Genomic DNA, 22,491 nt, shown 5'->3' with positions numbered 1-22,491 from the left:
TAGCGCAGTGGCGCGGATGCGCCCAAACACACAGTGTGACAAAGAGCGGCAGGCCTGCACCGACGCGCGGTGCAGAGCCCTCGGTCGTCGGAGGATTTTTTTAGAAGTGCCCAGTGGCGGCCGTCGGCTCTATAATGCTCCGCAGTTTTCCGTCCCCAGTACAGGTACTCCCTATGATACGTCCAAGTGGTCGCGCTGCCGATCAGCTCCGCTCGATCCGCATCACCCGCAACTACACCAAACACGCCGAGGGTTCTGTGCTGGTCGAGTTCGGCGATACCAAGGTCATCTGCACCGTCAGCGTTGAACCGGGCGTACCGCGTTTCCTGAAAGGCCAGGGCCAGGGTTGGCTGACCGCCGAGTACGGCATGCTGCCGCGCGCTACCGGCGAGCGTAACCAACGTGAAGCCAGCCGTGGCAAGCAAGGCGGCCGCACTCTGGAAATCCAGCGTCTGATCGGTCGTTCCCTGCGCGCAGCGCTGGACATGTCCAAGCTGGGCGACGTCACCCTGTACGTCGACTGCGACGTGATCCAGGCTGACGGTGGCACCCGCACCGCGTCGATCACCGGTTCAATGGTTGCGCTGATCGATGCCTTGAAAGTGATCAAGAAGCGTGGGGGCCTGAAGGGCGGCGACCCGGTCAAGCAGATGATCGCTGCGGTTTCCGTGGGCATGTACAAGGGCGAGCCTGTGCTCGACCTCGATTACCTGGAAGACTCGGCCGCCGAGACCGACCTGAACGTGGTAATGACCAGCGCTGGCGGCTTCATCGAGGTCCAGGGTACTGCCGAAGGCGCGCCGTTCCAGCCTGAAGAGTTGAACGCCATGCTCGAACTGGCCAAGAAAGGCATGAACGAGATCTTCGAACTGCAAAAGGCCGCACTGGCCGACTGACCGGACTGCTCCAGACAAGGAGGACACCATGAGTGACGAGCAACTGCCGCTGCCCACGCCGAGCCAGGAGGTGCGCCAGTGGGCCATGTTTTGCCACTTGTCCGCCTTGCTGGGGATCTGGATTCCGTTTGGCACGATCATCGGCCCGCTGATTCTCTGGCAGATGAAGCGCGAGATGGACCCGTTCATTGATGCTCAGGGCAAGGAGGCGCTGAACTTCCAGATCACCGTCGCCATCGCCTCGGCTATCTGCTTCCTGCTGATGGTGGTGATTATCGGGTTCTTCCTGTTTGGCCTGATCGCGATCGGTGCGCTGGTGCTGACGATCATTGCTGGGGTGAAGGCCAATGAAGGGCAGCCTTATCGGTATCCGTTCACCTGGCGGTTGATCAAGTAACGATCAACGAAGATCCCATTGTGGGAGCGAGCCTGCTCGCTCCTACAGAAAGCAAAGACACCGCCCACAAAAAAGCCGACCCTGAAGTCGGCTTTTTTGTGTCTGCGAAACGACGCTTAAATGGTCAGCGTCCAGTCGTAGTCCACGATCAGCGGCGCGTGTTGCGAGAACCGCGGCTGGCGTGGCAGGCGTGCGCTGCGTACGAAGCGGCGCAGGCCGGGGGTCAGCAACTGATAGTCGAAGCGCCAACCGAGGTTGAGCATCTCCGCCTGTTCGTTGTCCGGCCACCAGCTGTACTGGTCGCCTTCACGGCTGACTTCACGCAGGGCGTCGACATAACCCATGTTGCCGACAATCTCGTCCATCCAGGCACGTTCAGGTGCCAGGAAGCCCGGAGATTGCTGGCTGTCGCGCCAGTTCTTGATATCCAGCTTCTGTTGCGCCACGTACAGCGAGCCACAGTAAATGTACTCGCGGCGTTTGCGTCGCTGTTTATCCAGATAACGGGCGAAGTCGTCCATTAGCTTGAACTTCTGGTTCAAGTCTTCATCGCCGTTCTGCCCCGAAGGGAGCAGCAAGGTCGCGATGCTGACCTTGTCGAAATCGGCTTGCAGGTAGCGCCCGTAGCGGTCGGCCGTCTCGAAACCGAGACCGCTGATGACAGCCTTCGGTTGCAGCCGCGAATACAAAGCCACGCCGCCTTGGGCGGGAACTTCGGCATCGCAGGCATAAAGGAAGTATCCATCCAGTTGGAAGGCTGGATCGTCCAGTTCAAAGGCGGAGGCGCGGGTGTCCTGCAGGCAGATGACGTCGGCATTCTGTGCCTGCAGCCAACTGAGCAAACCACGCTCGACTGCAGCCTGAATACCATTGACGTTCACACTGATGATCCGCATAAATGGCCCCAAAAATCGCGTGCGTGTATGATACACGGCGTCAAGCTAATTAGCTAAATCCGTGGTATTTGGGGTTTTTCATGCAAGCGTATCAGCGCGATTTCATCCGTTTTGCCATCGATCGCGGCGTTTTGCGCTTCGGTGAGTTCACCCTGAAGTCCGGGCGCACCAGTCCTTACTTCTTCAACGCAGGCCTGTTCAACTCGGGTTCGGCCCTGGCGCAGTTGGGACGTTTCTACGCCGCTGCCATTGCCGAGAGCGGCATTCCCTTCGACGTGCTGTTCGGCCCGGCCTACAAGGGCATCCCTTTGGCGGCGACCACCGCCGTGGCCCTGGCCGAACATCACAACCGTGACCTGCCATGGTGCTTCAACCGCAAGGAAGCCAAGGCCCACGGTGAAGGCGGCAGCCTGGTTGGCGCCCCCCTGACCGGCGACGTTCTGATCATCGACGACGTGATCACCGCCGGCACCGCAATCCGTGAGGTGATGCAGATTATCGCTTCCCAGGACGGCGCCAAGGCCGCCGGCGTGCTGATCGCCCTGAACCGTCAGGAGCGTGGCAACGGCGAGTTGTCGGCGATCCAGGAAGTCGAGCGTGACTTCGGCATCCCGGTCATCAGCATCGTTTCGCTGAACCAGGTGCTGGAATTCCTCGCCGACGATCCGCAGCTCAAACAGCATCTGCCGGCGGTGGAAGCCTACCGCGCGCAATTTGGCGTCTGACGCCAAACCCTGTAGGAGCGAGCCTGCTCGCGAAAGCGGTAGATCATTCAACATTGATGTTGACTGACAAGACTCCATCGCGAGCAGGCTCGCTCCTACAGGGAATGCAGGCAAAAAAGACCCCGCTCAGCCAGGCCGAGTGGGGTCTTTTTGTTTGCGCTATCGCTTAAGGACGCTTGCGATTGCTGATCAGGGTGCCCACACCGGTATCGGTGAAGATTTCCAGCAGGATCGCGTTCGGCACGCGACCGTCGATGATCAGCGAGCTGCCAACGCCGCCCTGGACCGCTTCCAGTGCGCAACGGATCTTCGGCAGCATGCCGCCGTAGATGGTGCCGTCGGCGATCAGGTCGTCGACTTGCTGGGTTGTCAGGCCGGTCAGCACCGTGCCCGACTTGTCCATCAAGCCGGCGATGTTGGTCAACAGCATCAGCTTCTCGGCTTTCAACGCTTCGGCGACTTTGCCGGCCACCAGGTCAGCGTTGATGTTGTACGACTCGCCGTTGGCGCCGACGCCGATGGGCGCGATCACCGGAATGAAATCGCCCTTGACCAGCAGGTTCAGCAGGTCGGTATTGATGCCGACGACTTCGCCCACGTGGCCGATGTCGATGATTTCCGGGGTGGTCATTTCCGGGGTCTGGCGGGTAACGGTGAGCTTCTTCGCGCGAATCAGCTCGGCGTCTTTACCGGTCAGGCCGATGGCGCTGCCGCCATGACGGTTGATCAGGTTGACGATGTCCTTGTTGACCTGGCCGCCGAGGACCATTTCCACCACGTCCATGGTCGCGGCGTCGGTGACGCGCATGCCGTCGACGAAATGGCTCTCGATCGACAGGCGCTTGAGCAGGTCACCGATTTGCGGACCGCCACCGTGAACCACCACCGGGTTAATGCCCACGGCCTTCATCAGCACGATGTCGCGGGCGAAGCCGGTTTTCAGCTCCTCGCTTTCCATCGCGTTGCCGCCGTATTTGATCACCAGTGTCTTGCCGACATAACGGCGGATGTAAGGCAGCGCTTCGGACAGTACCTTGGCGGTGTTGGCGGCGGCTTCGCGTTCGAGGGTCATTCAGGGCTCCGGGTGAATCAGAACGGTAGTTGGAGATCAGGTGCAACACGCTTCAACTGGACTTTGAATACGTCCTTGATGCGCTGCAATTCAGCCTCGTCATCGGCCTCGAAACGCAGCACCAGCACCGGAGTGGTGTTGGAGGCGCGTACCAGGCCCCAGCCTTTGGCGTAGTCGACTCGCACGCCGTCAATGGTGGTCAGGTCGGCGCCTTCGCCCCACTGCGCATCGTGCAATGCATCAATGATGCTGAATTTGCTCTCTTCGGTCACATGGATATTGATTTCCGGCGTAGAAATATCGTTCGGGAAGGTTGCGAACAACTCTTCGGCCGAGGATTTTTCCTTGCTGAGGATCTCCAGCAACCGTGCTGCGCTGTAAATGCCGTCGTCGAAACCGAACCAGCGCTCCTTGAAGAAGATGTGCCCGCTCATTTCGCCAGCCAGCAGGGCGCCGGATTGTTTCATTTTCTTTTTGATCAACGAGTGACCGGTCTTCCACATTAACGACCGGCCGCCGTATTCCTTGATCAGCGGAATCAGGCGACGGGTGCATTTGACGTCGAAGATGATCTCGGCGCCCGGGTTGCGCGCCACGACGTCGCGGGCGAACAGCATCAGCAGACGGTCCGGGTAGACGATGCTGCCGGTGTTGGTCACCACGCCGACGCGGTCGCCATCGCCGTCGAAGGCCAGGCCGATGTCAGCGTTGGTTTCCTTGACCTTGGCGATCAGGTCCGCGAGGTTTTCAGGCTTGCCCGGGTCCGGGTGGTGGTTCGGGAAGTTGCCGTCCACTTCGCAGAACAGCGGGATGACTTCGCAGTTCAGCGCTTCGATCAGTTGCGGGGCGATCACGCCGGCCGCGCCGTTGCCGCAGTCGACGACCACTTTCAGGCGACGGGCAAGCTTGATGTCCTGGACGATTTCGGTGTTGTAGCGGTCTAGGATCTCGACTTGGGTGATGCTGCCCTGGCCGCTGCTCAGGTTATTGGTCTTGAGGCGGTCGTGCAGGGCCTGGATCTGTTCGTTGGCCAGGGTGTCGCCGGCAATGACGATCTTGAAACCGTTGTAGTTCGACGGGTTGTGGCTACCGGTGAGCATCACACCGGATTTGCCGGCCAGTACGTTGGCGGCGTAGTAGAGCGCCGGAGTCGGGACCAGGCCGACATCACTGACGTGGCAGCCGCTGTCGGCGATGCCTTTGATCAGTTGCGCGACCAGTTCCGGACCAGACAGACGGCCATCGCGACCGACGGACACGTTTGGCTCGCCCTGGGCCAGGCTTTGGGAGCCGACGGCGCGGCCGATCCAGTAAGCGGTTTCGGCGTTCAGGAATTCCGGGACGGTGCCGCGGATGTCGTAGGCGCGGAAGATGCTGTCAGGGAACTTGGGTGCGACTTTGGCCGGGGTGTTCATCTGTGGAAATGCTCCATCTCGAAAGTGGCTGGACAGGCCGCCGACTCATTCGGCAGCAGGTTCAAACTGAAGGGTATGACGGCGTTTTCCGCAGAGAGTTCGTGCTGTGAAAGGGCCATGACGCCCATGACGGCAAGGGTTAGGCCGGGCAATGCCTTGATTTCCGGAGCTAAACCTTGCAGATGACAATTTGAATTTTGTGGCGAGGGTGTCAGATCCCCCGCCACAAGAAGAGCGTAACCGGATCAGCGGGTACCGGTATGGCCGAAGCCGCCAGTGCCACGCTCGGTTTCGACAAACTCTTCAACCATCTCGAAGTGAGCCTGCACCACCGGCACCAGCACCAATTGCGCCAGGCGCTCGCCAACCGGCATGGTGAATTCGGTCTGGCCACGGTTCCAGCAGGAAACCATCAATGGGCCTTGGTAGTCTGAGTCGATCAGACCCACCAGGTTGCCCAGCACGATGCCGTGCTTATGGCCCATCCCCGAGCGCGGCAGAATCAGCGCCGCCAGGTTCGGGTCGCCGATATAGACCGACAGGCCGGTGGGGATCAGCACGGTTTCACCCGGCTTGATCACGGTGTCCTGTTCCAGCATGGCGCGCAGGTCTAGGCCGGCGGAGCCCGGTGTGGCGTATTGCGGCAGCGGGAATTCGGTACCGATGCGGGGGTCGAGGATCTTGGCTTGCAAAGCGTGCATGTAAATTAAACCTGGTTCAGACGTTCGGCGATAAAGGTGATCAGCTGGCGAGCAATCTTGCTCTTGCTGGTCTGGGCGAAAAGTGTGGCGTGAAGCTCGCGGTCGATGACGCTGCAGGCGTTTTCTTCGCTGTTGAAGCCAATGCTCGGGTTGGCGACGTCGTTGGCGACGATCAGGTCGAGGTTCTTGTCTTTCAGCTTGCGTGCAGCGTAATCGAGCAGGTGTTCGGTTTCGGCGGCGAAACCGACACTGAACGGGCGGTCAGGGCGTGTGGCGATGGTGGCCAGGATGTCCGGGTTACGCACCATCTGCAGCAACAAGCCGTCGCCGTTCGTAGGATCTTTCTTGAGTTTCTGTGGGGCGACGACTTCCGGGCGGTAATCCGCGACCGCTGCCGAGGCGATGAACAGGTCGCAAGGGATCGCCGCTTCGCAGGCGGCCAGCATGTCGCGGGCGCTGACCACGTCGATGCGGGTGACGCGATCCGGGGTCTGCAGGTGCACGGGGCCGGTGATCAGGGTTACACGGGCACCGGCTTCCACGGCGGCTTCGGCCAAGGCAAAGCCCATTTTCCCGGAGCTGTGGTTGGTGATGTAGCGCACCGGGTCGATGTTTTCCTGGGTCGGGCCGGCGGTGATCAGTACGTGTTTGCCGGTCAGCGCCTGACGCTGGAAGCAGTCGGCGGCGCACTGGGCTAGTTCAAGGGCTTCGAGCATGCGCCCCAGACCGACGTCACCGCAGGCCTGGCTGCCGGAAGCAGGGCCGAAGACCTTGATGTCGCGGCTTTCGAGTGTTTGCAGGTTGGCCTGGGTCGCCGGGTCGCGCCACATCGCCTGGTTCATTGCCGGCGCGACGGCGACCACTGCGTCGGTGGCCAGCACCAGCGTGGTCAGCAGATCATCGGCAATGCCTTGGGTCAGGCGGGCGATCAGGTCCGCCGTGGCGGGGGCGATCAGCACCAGGTCGGCCCATTTGGCCAGCTCGATGTGGCCCATGGCCGCTTCGGCCGCCGGGTCCAGCAGGTCCAGGTGGACCGGGTGCCCGGACAGGGCCTGCATGGTCAGCGGTGTGATGAACTCTGCGCCGCCACGGGTCATGACCACGCGCACTTCGGCGCCCTGATCGATCAGGCGGCGAACCAGGTCGGCGCTCTTGTAGGCTGCGATGCCGCCGCCGACGCCCAGAACAATGCGTTTCCGATACAGCCGCTGCATAGGCCTGCCTTTCAATTCGTTGGTGACATACGTGGCGAAACCCCCTCCCCAGGGTGAATTCGCCCGCAAAAAAGATGGGCTACGATATCACAGCGACCGCTACGGAACAGCGGTGCCCACAGACAGGGAGGTGCTATGAGTATTCGCGATTGGCCGGCGGCGGAACGGCCGCGGGAGAGGTTGCTTGAACAGGGCGCGGGAAGCCTTTCGGATGCCGAATTGCTGGCGATCTTTTTACGCACGGGCGTGGTGGGTAAAAGTGCGGTAGATCTGGCGCGACACCTGTTGAATCAGTTTGGCAGCCTGCGTTTGCTGCTTGAGGCCGATCAGGAGACGTTCAGCAAGCAGTTGGGACTTGGGCCGGCGAAATTTGCACAGTTGCAAGCTGCGCAAGAAATGAGCAGGCGTCATCTGGCCGAGCGTGCGCGCCAAAAATCGGCACTGGAGAATCCGCACGCGGTTCGCGAGTACCTGAAATCGATGCTGCGCCACGAGCCGCACGAGGTGTTTGGGTGTCTGTTTCTCGACTCCAGGCATCAGGTGCTGGCGTTCGAGACGCTGTTCCGCGGTTCCATCGACAACACCAGCGTTCATCCGCGAGAGGTGGTCAAGCGCGCCCTGGCCAACAACGCAGCGGCATTGATCCTCTGCCACAACCACCCGTCGGGCAACACCGACCCCAGTCAGTCCGACCGGGTGCTGACCAAGCGCCTGCAAAAGGCGCTGGAGTTGATTGACGTGCGGGTGCTTGACCACTTCATCATCGGCGACGGCGATCCGCTGTCGATGGCTGAGTATGGGTGGATGTAGGGGCTGTGGAGTCAAGCGAAACCCTTGTAGGAGCGGGCTTGCCCGCTCCTACAAGGGTTCGTATCAAGCCTGTTATTTGAAGTTGACCTTCGAGTAATCCTGTCGGCCAAACGGGCTGACCGAATACCCCTCGACATCCTTGCGTGTCAGTGCGAACGCAGTCGGGTGGGCCAGTGGTAGCCACAGCGCCTGCTGCTGGATCTGCGCCTGGGCCTGTTCGTAGAGCTTGCTGCGCACACCTTGCTCGCCGGTGGTCTTGCCGGCGCTGATCAGCTTGTCCAGGTCCGCGTTGCAGTAGCGGGCGAAGTTGGTACCGGACTTGACCGCGGCGCAGGAAAACTGCGGCGTGAGGAAGTTGTCCGGGTCACCGTTGTCACCGGCCCAGCCCATGAACAGCAAGTCGTGTTCACCGGCCTTGGCGCGGCGGATCAGTTCGCCCCATTCGATCACACGGATTTCGGCCTGAATGCCGATTTCCGCGAGGTCAGACTGCAGCAGTTGAGCGCCGAGGCTTGGGTTGGGGTTGAGCAGGCTGCCGGAAGGGCGGGTCCAGATGGTGGTCTGGAAGCCGTCCTTGAGTCCGGCCTTGGCCATCAAGGCTTTGGCCTTGGCGATGTCGTGAGGGTAACCCGGCAGGCCTTTCGCGTAGCTCCAGGTGTTGGGCGGATACGGGCCGTTGGCCGCCTCGGCGGTGTCTTCGAACACGGCTTTGACATAGTTGGCCTTGTCGAAGGCGAGGTTGATGGCCTGGCGGACTTCAGGCTTGTCCAGAGGTGGATGCTGACTGTTGATGCCGACGAATGCGGTCATGAACGCGTCAGTCTTTTCGACTTTCAGCGTCGGCTCTTTCAGCGCTTCCTGTACGTCCAGAGGCTTGGGCGACAGGGCAATCTGGCATTCGTTGCGGCGCAATTTCTGCAGGCGAACGTTGGCGTCCGGGGTGATGGCGAAGATCAGCGGATCCACAGAGGGTTTGCCGCCGAAATATTCGGGGTTGGCCTTGTAGCGAACCGAGGCGTCCTTCTGGAAACGGGTGAAAACGAACGGCCCTGTGCCGATCGGCTGGCTGTTGAGCTTCTCGGGTGTGCCGGCCTTCATCAATTTGTCGGCGTATTCGGCCGAATAGATCGAGGCGAAACCCATGCTCAGGGTCGCCAGGAAGGTCGAATCCGGGTGGTCGAGGGTGAAGCGCACGGTCTGCGGGTCGAGGGCGTCGATCTTCTTGATCAGTGCAGGCAATTGCATCGATTGCGCATGGGGGAAGCCGCTCTGGGCGATTTTGTGCCAGGCATTGGCCGGGTCGAGCATGCGGTCGAAGCTGAAAATCACGTCTTCGGCGCTCAGGTCGCGCGTCGGGGTGAAGTACTCGGTGCGATGGAATTTCACCTGCGGGTGCAGCTTGAAGACGTAGGTCAGGCCGTCGGTGCTGACTTCCCAGCTGTCGGCGAGGCTTGCGACCACTTTGCCACTGGCCGTGTCAAAGTCCACCAGGCGATTCATCAGCACATCGGCCGAGGCGTTGGTGGTGGTCAGCGAGTTGTACTGCACCACGTCGAAGCCTTCAGGACTGGCCTCGGTGCAGACGCTCAGGGCGGCGGCAAAGGCCTGTGGGCTCAGCAGAAGCGGGGCGAGCAATAGCGGTAGGGCAGCGAGGCGCATGGTCGGCTTCCTTTACAGATCGAAGGCCCATCTGCAAGTGCAGTCTGGAAAAGGCTTACCCTAGTGGGCTCTTTTGCAAATGACTATCCCCTTTTTCATTTTGAGGGGACTATAGCGCCTGAATTTGCTGTGAGGCGGGCGAGCAAAATCCTGATTTGGCCAGTTGGCCAATTCTCTGCGACGAGCGGTCGCCATCGATGATAGCCTTTGTCCAAGGCGCTCGGAGCCCGAAAAACGGGGTTTTTGTGAGTTCAACGCACACTGAATGTTGTTGCTCTTCAGTCTTTCTGGTATAAAGCAGCGCTCTTTTCTAGGGGCCCGGTTCCTTCACTGTAGGTGTAGCCGGTAAGACCTCTAAAGAAACGCGGCGCCTGGCGCCAAATGACTGAGAGATTAAGCGGCCAACCCATGCCGGGTTGGGCATGTGGTTTTAGAGGGCTGAGGCATGTCTAGAGTATGTCAAGTTACCGGTAAGGGTCCGGTAACTGGGAATAACATTTCCCACGCAAACAACAAAACCCGTCGTCGTTTCCTGCCGAACCTGCAGCATCACCGCTTCTGGGTTGAAGAAGAGAAACGTTTTGTGCGTCTGCGCGTATCTGCCAAAGGCATGCGTATCATCGACAAGCGTGGCATCACTGTCGTGCTGGCCGAACTTCGCCGCGATGGCAAGGTTTAAGGGAGCTAATCATGCGTGAATTGATTCGTTTGATTTCGAGCGCCGGTACTGGTCACTTTTACACTACCGACAAGAACAAGCGTACTACCCCGGACAAAATCGAGATCAAGAAATATGATCCGGTTGTTCGCAAGCACGTGATCTACAAAGAAGGCAAAATCAAGTAATTGATTTTTCCCTCTTACGAAAAAGGCCCGTATCGCGAGATACGGGCCTTTTTTGTTGTGCTTGAAAAAGCGGGCGGTGCTTCAGCCTGATCAAGTCACAGCGCTTCAGTGCTGAGTAGAGCGATGCATGGCTTGGCGCAAATCAATTGCCCATGGTGACATGGGTGATGATTTCGTTCTCGACCAGCAGATTGATCCGTGCGGGATTGTAGTCCTTGCTCATGATGAACCCGATGCCCCTCGGACGTACCGCCAGCCCGGTCTTGTTGGCGAGCTCTCCACGCAGCTCTTCGGAGTATTGTCGGCCGATGTACTGAATGGCTGTGTCCAGGTGTTGTTTCAAATCAATGGTCATTTACCGCTTCCTTGCAATGGGTGAGTGAGCGAAATTGCTCCCGTCATCCGTCTTGGATGCCGTGAAGAAATACTGGAGCAGCTCCGGTCATTTATCACCTGTTGTACTGTGTCGCGATGTTTGCCGGGGCCCGTCCATGAAAAAGCCCGTCACCAGGGACGGGCTTTCGGGTATTTCGATGATCTTGCTTCAAGCCTTCTGTTCAAACGCCACGTAGATCTTGCGGCATGGCTCCAGCACTTCCCAGGTGCCTTTGAACCCGGCGGGGATCACGAAGCGGTCGCCTGCGCGCAGGGTCTTGGCATTGCCGTCGCTGTCACGCAGCACCGAAACCCCTTGCTGGATCTCGCAGTATTCGTGCTCGGTGAAGTTCACTGTCCACTGCCCGACTGCACCTTCCCACACACCAGCGTTCAACTGGCCACAAGGGCTGTTGTAGTGGTTGTAAACGGTTTGTTCCGGGTCGCCCTTGAGCACTTTGGCTGCATCTGGGCGGTAGCGTTCGGCGGCGGTGGTGGTCTGGCTGAAGTCGACGACGTTCTGGATGTTCATTGTTGTTATCCCCCGTGATTACGGCGCGAGTGGTAGAAAGGCTCAAAGTCTATGTTTATTAAAATGAACATCGCAAGGCCGTTTGCCGGTGTTATGTCAAATATATTGAAACTTCATGTGCGGCTGGTTTAGGGTGGTGGATGCCTTGGGCCGAATAGCAAGCTGGCTGGGCAGAATTCCTGACAGCGCCCGCGAAGAACGCGGGTGTCGTATCAATAAGAGGAGGACACTCGCATGACCACCCTGACCCGTGCCGACTGGGAGCAACGTGCCCGCGACCTGAAAATCGAAGGCCGCGCCTATATCAATGGCGAATACACCGACGCCGTCTCCGGCGAGACCTTCGAGTGCATCAGCCCGGTCGATGGCCGTCTGCTGGGCAAGATTGCCAGCTGTGACGCCGCCGATGCCCAGCGTGCCGTGGAAAACGCTCGCGCCACCTTCAATTCCGGTGTCTGGTCGCGCCTGGCGCCGACCAAGCGCAAATCCACCATGATCCGTTTCGCCGGCCTGCTGAAACAGCACGCCGAAGAGCTGGCCCTGCTTGAAACCCTGGACATGGGCAAGCCGATCAGCGATTCCCTGTACATCGACGTTCCCGGCGCGGCGCAAGCCCTGAGCTGGAGCGGTGAAGCCATCGACAAGATCTACGACGAAGTGGCAGCCACTCCGCACGATCAGCTGGGTCTTGTTACCCGTGAGCCGGTGGGCGTGGTTGGCGCCATCGTGCCGTGGAACTTCCCGCTGATGATGGCGTGCTGGAAACTCGGTCCTGCGCTGTCCACCGGTAACTCGGTGATCCTCAAGCCGTCCGAAAAGTCCCCGCTGACCGCCATCCGCATCGCTGAACTGGCTGTCGAAGCCGGCATCCCGAAAGGCGTGCTGAACGTGCTGCCGGGTTATGGCCACACCGTCGGCAAGGCCCTGGCCCTGCACAACGACGTCGATACGCTGGTGTTCACCGGTTCGACCAAAATCGCCAAACAGCTGTTGATCTACTCTGGCGAGTCGAACATGAAGCGCGTCTGGCTCGAAGCCGGCGGCAAGAGCCCGAACATCGTGTTCGCCGATGCGCCGAACCTGCAAGACGCAGCCGAGGCCGCAGCCGGTGCCATCGCCTTCAACCAGGGCGAAGTCTGCACCGCCGGTTCGCGCCTGCTGGTGGAGCGTTCGATCAAGGACAAATTCCTGCCGCTGGTGATCGAAGCGCTGAAAACCTGGAAGCCGGGCAATCCGCTGGACCCGGCGACCAACGTTGGTGCGCTGGTCGATACCCAGCAGATGAATACCGTGCTGTCCTACATCGAGTCCGGTCATGCCGACGGCGCCAAGCTGGTGGCCGGTGGCAAGCGTACGCTCCAGGAAACTGGCGGCACTTACGTTGAACCGACGATTTTCGACGGCGTGAGCAACGCGATGAAAATCGCCCAGGAAGAAATCTTCGGCCCGGTACTGTCGGTCATCGCATTCGACAGCGCCGAAGAAGCCATCGCGATCGCCAACGACACGCCGTACGGCCTGGCCGCTGCGGTCTGGACGACCGACATCTCCAAGGCGCACCTCACCGCCCGCGCACTGCGTGCCGGTAGCGTGTGGGTCAATCAGTACGACGGCGGCGACATGACCGCTCCGTTTGGTGGTTTCAAGCAGTCCGGCAACGGTCGCGACAAGTCCCTGCACGCGTTCGACAAGTACACCGAGCTGAAGGCGACCTGGATCAAGTTGTAAGCCGTTAAGGGAGGCCTGTTTTAGAGCAGGCCTCCTGATACGACATAGATCCCTGTGGGAGCGAGCTTGCTCGCGATAGCGGTGTAACAGTCGACTTCAATGTTGAATGTTGCACCGCTATCGCGAGCAAGCTCGCTCCCACATTGTTTTGTGTGGCCTCAAAAAATAACAATCCACAGGAGCGTGGAACATGCGTTGGGCGACTTATTTCGCCGTTTTGGCATCTGTCCTGAGTGTCGGCTTGGCCCTGGGTGTCAGCATGCCGCTGGTGTCGTTTCGCCTGGAAAGCTGGGGCTACGGCTCGTTTGCCATTGGCGTGATGGCAGCGATGCCGGCCATCGGCGTCCTGCTGGGGGCGAAAATCTCCAGCCATCTGGCGGCGCGATTCGGCACGGCCAATCTGATGCGCCTGTGCTTGTGGGCCGGGGCGGTTTCGATCGGCTTGCTGGCGCTGTTGCCGAGCTATCCGGTCTGGTTGGTGCTGCGGTTGATGATCGGGGTGATCCTGACCCTTGTATTCATCATCGGTGAAAGCTGGATCAATCAACTGGTGGTCGAGCAGTGGCGCGGGCGGCTGGTGGCGCTGTATGGCAGCAGCTACGCATTGAGTCAGCTGGCAGGGCCGGTGTTGCTGGGCTTCCTCGGTACCGAGCATGACTATGGCTTTTGGGTGGGCGTCGGTTTGCTGATGGCTGCTCCGTTTCTGTTGCTGGGCCGCAGTGGTGCGCCGAGCAGCGAGGCCAGCAGCGTGACCCTGCGTGATTTGCTTGAGTTCTGTCGTGGCCTGCCGGCGATTGCCTGGGCGGTGTCGTTGTTCGCCGCGTTCGAGGCGATGATTCTGACGTTGTTGCCGGTCTATTGCCTGCGCCAGGGATTCACCACGGAGATCGCCTTGGCGATGGTCAGTACGGTGGTGGTCGGCGATGCGGTGCTGCAATTGCCGATTGGTGCGTTGGCCGATCGCTTGTCGCGACGCGCGTTGTTCACCGGTTGTGCGGTGGTTCTGCTGATGTCGAGCCTGGCAATACCGATGCTGATCGACACACTGCTGATCTGGCCGTTGTGGGTGCTGTTCGGCGCTAGCGCTGGCGGGTTGTTCACCTTGTCATTGATCCTGATCGGCGAGCGTTATCGCGACGATGCGCTGGTGCGGGCTAACGCGCACATTGCCCAGTTGTGGGGGATCGGTTGCCTGATCGGGCCGCTGCTGGCGGGTGCCGGCAGCCAGTGGATCAACGGCCATGCGTTGCCGTTGCTGATGGCGGTAGGGGCCTTGGGCGTGTTGATTGTGGTGTCGCGGCAAGGGGCGTTTGGCGCCGCAGCAGAACCAGCCTGATGAGCATCGCAGAACTGTGGCGGTCGAGAGTTACAGCATCTTCTCCAGCCCGACCGTATTGCTCATCCAGGCATTGAAGCGCCGCCACCAGCTCCCTGGCTCCTTGGTCAGGGTGTGCATTTTTCCGTCGTCTTCGGTGGTCCAGACGATCTGATCGTTTTCCAGTTCCACCTGATAACTCAGGGCCGGCGCCATACCCCGCAGCGCCAGTTCACGGACCCGTGCGGCCAATTCCGGACTGTCCACCAGCACGCCGACTTCGGTGTTCCACAGCACCGAGCGCGGATCGAAATTGAACGAGCCGATAAAGGATTTTTGCTGGTCAAAGATCATCGCCTTGCTGTGCAGGCTGGAGTCAGAGCCGTGATAGGCGCTGCTGGAAAACAGATGCGGCCCGCTACCGCTGCCGCCGCCCTCGCCGGGCTGGCTACGCAATTCGTAGAGCTTCACACCGTGCTCCAGCAGCGCCCTGCGATAGGGCGCGTAACCGCCGTGCACCGCCGGAACGTCCGTGGCTTCCAGTGAGTTGGTCAGCAAGCTCACGGAGACGCCGGCATCGGCGCGCCCGGTCAGGTACACCAGTCCCGGCTGGCCGGGCACGAAGTAGGCCGAGATCATGATCAGCTCTTTGCTGACGTTGTTGAGTTCAGGTGCGAGTTGCGTGGTCAGCAGCAACTGCGGATCGGGCTCGCCCTTGGCCAGTACCTTGCTCGGCGCATCCCACAATGCCTGGTTCCAGGCCCAGATCAGTTCGCGGCGCCAGATGTCCAGGCGCGGGTGGGTGGTGAAGGTCATCAGGTGTTTGTAGAGCGTGTGATTCTGCTTGCGCGTTTCCGCCAGGGATTCTTCCAGTCGGGTGCGGGTGTTTTCCAGGTCTTGATGTGTGGGTTTGCTCGACAGGAATTCGTCGATTGGCTTGCTCAGGGCGCTGTTCCAGTACTGGTCGAAACTGTGCCCGAGTTGCTCGGCGACCGGGCCGACACCGAGCATGTCGATGTCAGTGAAATTCATCTTGGGCTCGGCATCGTAATACTCGTCCCCCAGATTGCGCCCGCCGACGATGGCCATGCTGTTGTCCGCCAGCCACAACTTGTTATGCATGCGTCGATGCTGTTGCGACAGGTTGAACAGCCGGCCCACGGTGCGCGTCACACCCGTACTGCGGCCCAGATTCAGCGGGTTGAACACGCGGATCTGGATGTTTGGGTGGGCGGCGAGGGTGGCAATGACCCGGTCCAGGCCATCGCTGGCAGTATCGTCGAGCAGTACCCGCACCCGCACGCCCCGGTCAGCGGCCTTGAGCAACTCCTCGATCAACATGCGTGTGCTGATGCCGTCGTGCACGATGTAGTACTGCAAGTCTAGGCTGCTTTGGGCGTTACGAATCAGTTCGGCGCGGGCGGTGAAGGCCTCGGTGCTGTCCGATAGCAGGCGAAAGCCCGATTGTCCCTTGTAAGGTGCGGCCTGCGCCTGGACCGAGCGGCCGAATGCGGAGTTTGAAGCCGGTAGCGCCTGGCTCGGCACACGCTGTATTTCGAGGCTGGCGCAACCGCCCAGGAACGCGGCGAGTAGCAGAAGAGCAAGCAGGGGCTGTCTGACTCTCACGTAGGATCGTTCCGTTTGGCGGCGCAGATAGGCATATGGACGCGGATTCCAGTAGAAAAGTCAGTCGCTGAGCTGATCGGTTTCCGCCAGCAGTTTGATCGCTGTCGCACCCACCTTGCGCACCGCGTCTTCGATCTGCGGTGTTGGCTTGGCAGCGTAGTTCATGCGCAGGCAATTGCGGTACTTGCCCGAGGCGGAAAAAATGCTGCCCACGGCAATCTGTACGCCCTGGTCGTGCAATGCACGATTCAGTTTCAGGGTGTCGAAACCTTCTGGCAGTTCGACCCACAGCATGAAGCTGCCCTGTGGGCGACTGGCGCGGGTGCCGGCCGGGAAGTAGCGGGTCACCCAATCAATCATCACGTCGCGATTGCGCTGGTATTGCGTGCGCATCCGCCGCAAATGCGGTTCGAAGTGGCCACCCTTGAGAAATTCGGCGATGGCGATCTGCGGCTGTGGCGCGGTGGATCCGGTGCTGATGTATTTCATGTGCAGCACCCGTTCCAGATAGCGGCCGGGCGCGACCCAGCCGATGCGCAGGCCCGGCGCCAGGGTCTTGGAAAACGAGCTGCACAACAGGACGCGACCGTCCTCGTCGAAGGACTTGATCGTGCGCGGACGTGGATAGGTGTAGGCCAGTTCGCCATACACATCGTCCTCGATGATCGCCACGTCATAGCGCTGTGCAAGCGTCAACAACGCGCGTTTGCGCGACTCCGGCATGATGTAGCCCAACGGGTTGTTGCAGTTGGGGGTCAACTGTATGACCTTGATTGGCCACTGCTCCAGGGCCAGTTCCAGCGCTTCGAGACTGATGCCGGTCAGCGGATCGGTGGGGATTTCCAGGGCTTTCATGCCCAGGCCTTTGAGGGTCTGCATGGCGCCGTGAAAGCTCGGCGAGTCCACCGCGACAATGTCCCCCGGCTCGCAAATCGCGCGAATACTGGTGGACAGCGCTTCGTGGCAACCGGTGGTGACCACCAGTTCGCTGGCGCTCAACTGGCAGCCGGAATCGAGCATCAGGCGAGCGATCTGTTCGCGCAGTTCGAGGTTGCCGTGGATGTTGTCGTAATACAGACCGGGCATGTCCTGCCGCCTGCTGATTCGCGCCAGGTCACGCAGCAGCGGTTTCATGGTCGGGCTGGTGATGTCCGGCATGCCGCGGCCCAGTTGCACCACGTCTTTGCGCGGCACGGCGCGAATCAACTCCAGCACTTGATCCCATTGGGAAATGTCCACCGGCCGTTGGGCCGGGCGGCCGACTGCTGGCAAATCCGGCAGCTCGCGACTGGCCGGGACGAAGTACCCGGATTTGGGCCGTGGCATGGCCAGCCCGCTGTCCTCCAGCACCCGATAGGCCTGCTGCACCGTGCTCAGGCTGACGCCGTGCTCGACGCTCAGCGCCCGTACCGAAGGCAACCGGTCACCGGGGCGGTAGAAGCCCTGTTCGATACGTGTGCCGAGCAATTCGGCGAGGTTGACGTAAAGGGTCATGGTGCAGCCTCGATAGGGGTGATTCGGTTAACCAGTACAGATCAGCCGAAAAATCAGGATTCAGTGGCGGAATCGGCAAAGCTGTATGGAATTAATACAGTAGCTTTGAATCTGTAATGCTTTTTCGCGCCCACGCATCATGGAACCTCTGGCTACCCAAGTAAACAGGAGCATCCAAGATGAACGGTTTGAGCGATGTGCGGCTGACGTTACACAGTCAGGAACTGGCGGCAGGGCAGAACAACGGCACGCGGGAGGCGGGCATGTGCAATGCGTCGTCCGGCCTGAGTCGCTGGGACCAGTTCTGGCGTCGCCTGCACACGCGCAAGGCGTTGCTGACCCTGACGGCCGACCAGCTCAAGGATATCGGGCTGACGCGGGAGCAGGCGCGGGAGGAGGGGCTGAAGCCTTTCTGGCGGATCTGAAATCCATGGTGATTTTTAGGCCCATTCGCGAGCAGGCTCGCTCCCACAGGGATTTGCGTCTGACCACAAATCCAATGTGGGGGCGAGCCTGCTCGCGATGGCGTCAGTCCTGCCACAAACAATCTTTCAGACCAACTCTTTAAGCCGATGCCACAACATCCCCAACGCCAGCAACGGCGAGCGCAAATGCTTGCCGCCGGGGAAGGTGATGTGCGGCACCTTGGCGAACAAATCAAAACCACCACTGTGCTGCCCGCTGATGGCTTCGGCCAGCAGCTTGCCGGCCAGGTGCGTGGCATTCACGCCATGACCGGAATAGGCCTGGGCGTAGTACACGTTCGGCTGGTCCTTGAGCCGGCCGATCTGCGGCAGGCGATTGGCGCCGATGCCGATCATGCCGCCCCATTGATAGTCGATCTTCACATCAGACAGTTGCGGAAAGACTTCCAGCATTTTCGGACGCATGTACGCGGCGATGTCTTTCGGGTCGTGACCGGAATAATGGCAGGCGCCGCCAAACAGCAGGCGCCGGTCCGCCGAGAGCCGGTAGTAATCCAGCGCCACCCGCTGGTCACAGACCGCCATGTTCTGCGGCAGCAGGGCGTGAGCCAATTCTTCGCTCAACGGTTCGGTGGCGATGATGTAGCTGCCGGCGGGCAGGACTTTGCCGCTGAGCTCCGGGTTGAGGTTATTGAGGTAGGCATTGCAACCCAGCACCAGGGTCTTTGCGCGCACCGAGCCCTCGGCGGCATGGACCTTGACCTCGGGGCCATAGTCGATGCGGGTCACGGCCGAATGCTCGAACAACTGGACCCCCAGTCGTTGTGCCGCTGCGGCTTCGCCCAAGGCCAGGTTCAGTGGATGCAGGTGCCCCGAGCCCATGTCGATCAGGCCACCGACGTAACGCGTGGAGCCGACCACGGTGTGCATCTCGTTGGCTTGCAGCAAACGGGTCTCGTGGCGGTAGCCGAGGCTGCGCAGTTCTTCGGCGTCCTCGGCGAAGCCTTCAAGGTCACGGGGCTTGTTGGCGAGGTCGCAGTAACCCCAGGTCAGGTCGCAGGGGATCTGGAAGCGCTCGACCCGTTGCCGGACGATTTCCACGGCTTCCAGGCCCATGAGTTTCATTTGCCGAACACCTTCGGCACCGATGATGTTGGTGAACTGATCGAGGCCGTGGCCAACGCCGCGAATCAACTGCCCGCCATTGCGTCCACTGGCGCCCCAGCCGATTTTGTGGGCCTCAAGCAACACCACACTGAGGCCGCGTTCGGCCAGTTCAAGCGCCGTGTTCAACCCCGAAAACCCGCCGCCCACGACACAGACATCGGCCAGCACTTCACCTTTGAGCGCCGCAAGTTCTGGCTGCGGCAGGCTGCTGGCGGCGTAGTAGGACGCGGTGTGGTTCAGGGCAGGCTGTTGAGCACGGGCATTCATGTGCGTGTTCCCGATTCTTGCGTTTAGTAAACCTGACGGAGCATAAGCCGGACCTTCCCGGACGGGCAACATTGGTCGGCTGGTGCTGTCTGGATCGGGGCTTTTGCGTCAGAATCGCGCTCTATTCCGCTATTGGTCACCGCTGCAATGAGCTGCAACAGCCAGACAATCCGCACATTGCGACAACAGATTCCCTCGTTCGAGTGCGTTCCCGGCTGCCATGACTGCTGCGGGCCGGTGACCACCTCGCCGGAAGAAATGTCGCGCCTGCCGCGCAAGACCCGCGCCGAGCAGGATGCCGCCATGGAAGAACTCAACTGTGTGCATCTGGGGCCGAATGGTTGCACGGTGTATGACGAGCGGCCGCTGATCTGCCGGTTGTTCGGCACCACCAAGACCTTGCCGTGCCCCAATGGGCGCGGGCCGGTGGAGTTGATTCATCCGCGGGTGGAGAAGCAGGTGTTCGAGTACATGGCCAGCACTCGGCAGGTGTTGGTTTAAAAGATCGCAGCCTGCGGCAGCTCCTAAAAAAACGCGTGTACACCTGTAGGAGCTGCCGCAGGCTGCGATCTTTTGATCTTCAGTCCGGAATAGGCAGAGTCAGGCTCTCCTTCACCTCTTCCATCACGATATAGCTCTTGGACTCACGCACATGCGGCAGCTTGAGCAGAATGTCGCCCAGCAATTTGCGGTACGAAGCCATCTCGGAAATCCGCGCCTTCACCAGGTAGTCGAAATCTCCTGACACCAGGTGACACTCCAGCACATGGGGCAATTTCAGCACCGCGCGTCGGAACTCTTCGAAAGTATCGCCGGATTTGTAGTCCAGGCTGATCTCGACGAACACCAGCAGACTACCCTTCAGGTGCTGCGGATTGAGCCTGGCGTTGTAGCCCATGATGATCCCTTCGCGCTCCAGACGCCGGACCCGCTCAGTACAGGGCGTGGTCGAGAGCCCGACCTTTTCTCCTAGCTCCGTAAATGAAATCCGCCCGTCCGCTTGCAGGATCCGCAGGATGTTGCGGTCGATCTTGTCCAGCTCACGTTTGGTCTGAGTGTTGGTACGCATAGGGGATGCGCCTCCGTGAAAAGGGTTTTTGCCGAGAATTGTCGCCAAATATAGGCGCTTATATAGTGAAAAGCACTGGCAAATCTTTTTTACACTGCGCGCATCTAAAGCTCTGAATAACAAACGTCAGCGGTTAGCCGCGATGAGGGATATGAAAATGCGCGTCATGGTCTTGGGTAGCGGCGTTATCGGTACCACCAGTGCTTACTATCTGGCCCGTGCCGGGTTTGAAGTGGTGGTTGTGGACCGGCAGCCGGCTGCTGCCATGGAGACCAGTTTCGCCAACGCCGGGCAGGTCTCGCCGGGTTATGCCTCGCCGTGGGCCGCGCCGGGCGTGCCGCTCAAGGCCATCAAGTGGCTGTTGCAGCGCCACGCGCCTTTGGCGATCAAGGCCACTGCCGACATCGACCAGTACCTGTGGATGGCACAGATGCTGCGCAACTGCACCGCCAGCCGTTACGCGGTGAACAAGGAGCGCATGGTTCGTCTGTCCGAGTACAGCCGTGACTGCCTCGACGAACTGCGCGCCGAAACGGGCATTGCCTACGAAGGCCGCAGCCTCGGCACCACCCAACTGTTCCGCACCCAGGCTCAACTGGACGGCGCCGCGAAAGACATCGCCGTGCTGAAAGAATCCGGTGTGCCGTTCGAGCTGCTCGACCGCGACGGTATTGCCCGCGTTGAGCCGGCGCTGGCAAGCGTCACTGACATCCTCGCCGGTGCTCTGCGTCTGCCGAACGACCAGACTGGCGACTGCCAGATGTTCACCACCAAGCTCGCCGAGATGGCCGCAAACCTCGGTGTGCAATTCCGTTTCGGTCAGGACATTCAGCACCTCGACTTCGCCGGTGATCGCATCAACGGTGTGTGGATCGACGGCAAGCTGGAAACCGCCGACCGCTACGTGCTGGCCCTCGGCAGCTACTCGCCGCAACTGCTCAAGCCGCTGGGGATCAAGGCGCCGGTATACCCGCTCAAGGGCTACTCCCTGACCGTGCCGATCACCAACCCGGCGATGGCCCCGACTTCGACCATTCTCGACGAGACCTACAAGGTCGCGATCACCCGTTTCGACAACCGCATCCGCGTTGGCGGCATGGCCGAGATCGCCGGTTTTGACCTGTCGCTGAATCCGCGTCGCCGCGAAACCCTGGAGATGATCGTCAACGACCTTTATCCTCAGGGCGGCGATCTGGCCCAGGCCGATTTCTGGACTGGCCTGCGTCCGACCACTCCGGACGGCACCCCGATTGTTGGCGCCACCCCGTTCAAGAACCTGTTCCTGAACACCGGTCACGGCACGCTCGGCTGGACCATGGCCTGTGGCTCCGGTCGCTTGCTGGCTGATCTGATGGCGAAGAAAAAGCCGCAGATCAGCGCCGAAGGTCTCGATATTTCCCGTTACGGCAAAAAAATCCAGGAGTCTGCAAAGCATGTTAGTCCAGCGCCAGCTCACCAATGAGCGCATGAGTCAGATCGTCACCCATAACGGCACGGTGTACCTGGCCGGGCAGGTCGGCGACGACATGAACGCCGGGATTGAACAGCAGACCCGTGAAACCCTGGCCAACATCGAGCGTTTGCTCGATCTGGCCGGCACCGACAAAAACAATCTTTTGTCGGTGACGATTTACCTGAAAGACATCGACGCGCATTTCGAAGGCATGAACGCGGTGTGGGACAAGTGGCTGCCAAAAGGCGTCGCCCCGGCTCGTGCCACCGTTGAATCGAAACTGTGCGAACCGGAAATCCTGGTCGAGCTGTCGGTTGTCGCCGCTCTGCCATAAGCTTTCAGACAGATCCCTCTCCCGGTGCTGTTGGCGGTTCACGTCGTCAGCCAGCGCCGGTTTTTCTTCCCGATA

The 22,491-nt window shown here is 60.3% G+C and carries 23 protein-coding genes and 1 pseudogene; 12 read left to right on the top strand and 12 right to left on the bottom strand.

The genetic code is table 11. The annotated features are described in order from the left end of the window. Positions 1 to 173: 173 nt before the first annotated feature. On the top strand, positions 174 to 896 hold the full coding sequence (gene rph / locus AABM52_RS29945) for a ribonuclease PH (RefSeq protein WP_007989575.1): 723 nt from the start codon (positions 174 to 176) through the stop codon (positions 894 to 896). Positions 897 to 924: 28 nt separating this feature from the next. Then, complete coding sequence (locus tag AABM52_RS29940) at positions 925 to 1,293, top strand: DUF4870 domain-containing protein (RefSeq protein WP_046038952.1); 369 nt, start codon at positions 925 to 927, stop codon at positions 1,291 to 1,293. Positions 1,294 to 1,409: 116 nt separating this feature from the next. Here AABM52_RS29940 and AABM52_RS29935 read toward each other — a convergent pair whose 3' ends face one another. Continuing rightward, positions 1,410 to 2,189, bottom strand: a complete 780-nt coding sequence (locus AABM52_RS29935) for an exodeoxyribonuclease III (RefSeq protein ID WP_003176915.1) — start codon at positions 2,187 to 2,189, stop codon at positions 1,410 to 1,412. A gap of 80 nt (positions 2,190 to 2,269) precedes the next feature. Between AABM52_RS29935 and pyrE the strand changes: the two genes are divergently transcribed. Then, positions 2,270 to 2,914 (top strand): orotate phosphoribosyltransferase, encoded by a 645-nt coding sequence (gene pyrE / locus AABM52_RS29930; protein WP_011336558.1) that lies wholly within the window; start codon positions 2,270 to 2,272, stop codon positions 2,912 to 2,914. Positions 2,915 to 3,080: 166 nt separating this feature from the next. Here pyrE and argB read toward each other — a convergent pair whose 3' ends face one another. From argB to coaBC, 4 genes and pseudogenes are all read right to left on the bottom strand, one after another. Next, positions 3,081 to 3,986, bottom strand: a complete 906-nt coding sequence (argB, locus tag AABM52_RS29925; protein WP_008047078.1) for an acetylglutamate kinase — start codon at positions 3,984 to 3,986, stop codon at positions 3,081 to 3,083. A gap of 17 nt (positions 3,987 to 4,003) precedes the next feature. Beyond that, a pseudogene (locus AABM52_RS29920) lies at positions 4,004 to 5,407 on the bottom strand (phosphomannomutase/phosphoglucomutase); the annotation flags it as partial. Between the two features lie 239 nt (positions 5,408 to 5,646). Beyond that, entirely contained in the window at positions 5,647 to 6,102 is a 456-nt protein-coding gene (gene dut, locus AABM52_RS29915; protein ID WP_007975171.1) for a dUTP diphosphatase, read from the bottom strand. Positions 6,103 to 6,107: 5 nt separating this feature from the next. Continuing rightward, complete coding sequence (gene coaBC / locus AABM52_RS29910) at positions 6,108 to 7,316, bottom strand: bifunctional phosphopantothenoylcysteine decarboxylase/phosphopantothenate--cysteine ligase CoaBC (protein WP_347909759.1); 1,209 nt, start codon at positions 7,314 to 7,316, stop codon at positions 6,108 to 6,110. Positions 7,317 to 7,451: 135 nt separating this feature from the next. Between coaBC and radC the strand changes: the two genes are divergently transcribed. Continuing rightward, positions 7,452 to 8,126, top strand: coding sequence for a DNA repair protein RadC (radC, locus tag AABM52_RS29905; protein ID WP_347909758.1), 675 nt, complete (start codon positions 7,452 to 7,454; stop codon positions 8,124 to 8,126). Between the two features lie 72 nt (positions 8,127 to 8,198). Here the strand turns inward: radC and AABM52_RS29900 are convergent, their stop codons facing one another. Beyond that, on the bottom strand, positions 8,199 to 9,785 hold the full coding sequence (locus AABM52_RS29900; protein ID WP_347909757.1) for an ABC transporter substrate-binding protein: 1,587 nt from the start codon (positions 9,783 to 9,785) through the stop codon (positions 8,199 to 8,201). A gap of 445 nt (positions 9,786 to 10,230) precedes the next feature. Between AABM52_RS29900 and rpmB the strand changes: the two genes are divergently transcribed. Further along, complete coding sequence (gene rpmB / locus AABM52_RS29895; protein ID WP_007975166.1) at positions 10,231 to 10,464, top strand: 50S ribosomal protein L28; 234 nt, start codon at positions 10,231 to 10,233, stop codon at positions 10,462 to 10,464. An 11-nt stretch (positions 10,465 to 10,475) separates the two neighbouring features. Further along, on the top strand, positions 10,476 to 10,631 hold the full coding sequence (rpmG, locus tag AABM52_RS29890) for a 50S ribosomal protein L33 (protein WP_003177274.1): 156 nt from the start codon (positions 10,476 to 10,478) through the stop codon (positions 10,629 to 10,631). A 142-nt stretch (positions 10,632 to 10,773) separates the two neighbouring features. Here rpmG and AABM52_RS29885 read toward each other — a convergent pair whose 3' ends face one another. Next, on the bottom strand, positions 10,774 to 10,986 hold the full coding sequence (locus AABM52_RS29885) for a hypothetical protein (RefSeq protein ID WP_347909756.1): 213 nt from the start codon (positions 10,984 to 10,986) through the stop codon (positions 10,774 to 10,776). 189 nt (positions 10,987 to 11,175) lie between these two features. Further along, positions 11,176 to 11,538, bottom strand: a complete 363-nt coding sequence (locus AABM52_RS29880; RefSeq protein ID WP_347909755.1) for a cupin domain-containing protein — start codon at positions 11,536 to 11,538, stop codon at positions 11,176 to 11,178. Between the two features lie 234 nt (positions 11,539 to 11,772). On the opposite strand from AABM52_RS29880, the gene AABM52_RS29875 reads away from it, so the two are divergent. Both AABM52_RS29875 and AABM52_RS29870 read left to right on the top strand, forming a co-directional pair. After that, positions 11,773 to 13,266, top strand: coding sequence for an aldehyde dehydrogenase (locus tag AABM52_RS29875; protein ID WP_095943393.1), 1,494 nt, complete (start codon positions 11,773 to 11,775; stop codon positions 13,264 to 13,266). A 190-nt stretch (positions 13,267 to 13,456) separates the two neighbouring features. After that, on the top strand, positions 13,457 to 14,602 hold the full coding sequence (locus AABM52_RS29870; RefSeq protein WP_347909754.1) for an MFS transporter: 1,146 nt from the start codon (positions 13,457 to 13,459) through the stop codon (positions 14,600 to 14,602). A 30-nt stretch (positions 14,603 to 14,632) separates the two neighbouring features. Here the strand turns inward: AABM52_RS29870 and AABM52_RS29865 are convergent, their stop codons facing one another. Together AABM52_RS29865 and AABM52_RS29860 are read right to left on the bottom strand one after the other, a co-directional pair. Continuing rightward, the gene (locus tag AABM52_RS29865; protein WP_347909752.1) at positions 14,633 to 16,207 is read right to left on the bottom strand and encodes a phospholipase D family protein; all 1,575 of its coding nucleotides are present in this window, start codon (positions 16,205 to 16,207) and stop codon (positions 14,633 to 14,635) included. A gap of 60 nt (positions 16,208 to 16,267) precedes the next feature. Beyond that, positions 16,268 to 17,701 carry a PLP-dependent aminotransferase family protein gene (locus AABM52_RS29860; protein ID WP_046038975.1) on the bottom strand — a complete coding sequence of 478 codons (1,434 nt, stop codon included), beginning with the start codon at positions 17,699 to 17,701 and terminating at the stop codon, positions 16,268 to 16,270. A 179-nt stretch (positions 17,702 to 17,880) separates the two neighbouring features. Between AABM52_RS29860 and AABM52_RS29855 the strand changes: the two genes are divergently transcribed. Further along, positions 17,881 to 18,126 carry a DUF1127 domain-containing protein gene (locus AABM52_RS29855; RefSeq protein ID WP_347909751.1) on the top strand — a complete coding sequence of 82 codons (246 nt, stop codon included), beginning with the start codon at positions 17,881 to 17,883 and terminating at the stop codon, positions 18,124 to 18,126. Between the two features lie 126 nt (positions 18,127 to 18,252). On the opposite strand, the gene AABM52_RS29850 is transcribed toward AABM52_RS29855, so the two are convergent. Further along, positions 18,253 to 19,560 (bottom strand): FAD-dependent oxidoreductase, encoded by a 1,308-nt coding sequence (locus tag AABM52_RS29850; RefSeq protein ID WP_347909749.1) that lies wholly within the window; start codon positions 19,558 to 19,560, stop codon positions 18,253 to 18,255. Positions 19,561 to 19,707: 147 nt separating this feature from the next. Between AABM52_RS29850 and AABM52_RS29845 the strand changes: the two genes are divergently transcribed. After that, positions 19,708 to 20,061, top strand: a complete 354-nt coding sequence (locus AABM52_RS29845; protein WP_007975156.1) for a YkgJ family cysteine cluster protein — start codon at positions 19,708 to 19,710, stop codon at positions 20,059 to 20,061. 79 nt (positions 20,062 to 20,140) lie between these two features. On the opposite strand, the gene AABM52_RS29840 is transcribed toward AABM52_RS29845, so the two are convergent. Then, positions 20,141 to 20,629, bottom strand: coding sequence for an Lrp/AsnC ligand binding domain-containing protein (locus AABM52_RS29840; RefSeq protein ID WP_007975155.1), 489 nt, complete (start codon positions 20,627 to 20,629; stop codon positions 20,141 to 20,143). A gap of 157 nt (positions 20,630 to 20,786) precedes the next feature. On the opposite strand from AABM52_RS29840, the gene dadA reads away from it, so the two are divergent. Together dadA and AABM52_RS29830 are read left to right on the top strand one after the other, a co-directional pair. Continuing rightward, positions 20,787 to 22,091 (top strand): D-amino acid dehydrogenase, encoded by a 1,305-nt coding sequence (dadA, locus tag AABM52_RS29835; protein ID WP_347909748.1) that lies wholly within the window; start codon positions 20,787 to 20,789, stop codon positions 22,089 to 22,091. Further along, positions 22,063 to 22,416, top strand: coding sequence for a RidA family protein (locus AABM52_RS29830; protein WP_347909747.1), 354 nt, complete (start codon positions 22,063 to 22,065; stop codon positions 22,414 to 22,416). The genes dadA and AABM52_RS29830 overlap by 29 nt, the downstream gene beginning before the upstream one ends. Positions 22,417 to 22,491 lie beyond the last annotated feature (75 nt).

It is taken from the genome of Pseudomonas grandcourensis (assembly GCF_039909015.1).
GTDB classification, from domain to species: Bacteria; Pseudomonadota; Gammaproteobacteria; order Pseudomonadales; family Pseudomonadaceae; genus Aquipseudomonas; species Aquipseudomonas grandcourensis.
Note: the sequence above shows the minus strand (reverse complement) of the source record. Positions and strands in the feature narration are given on the sequence as shown.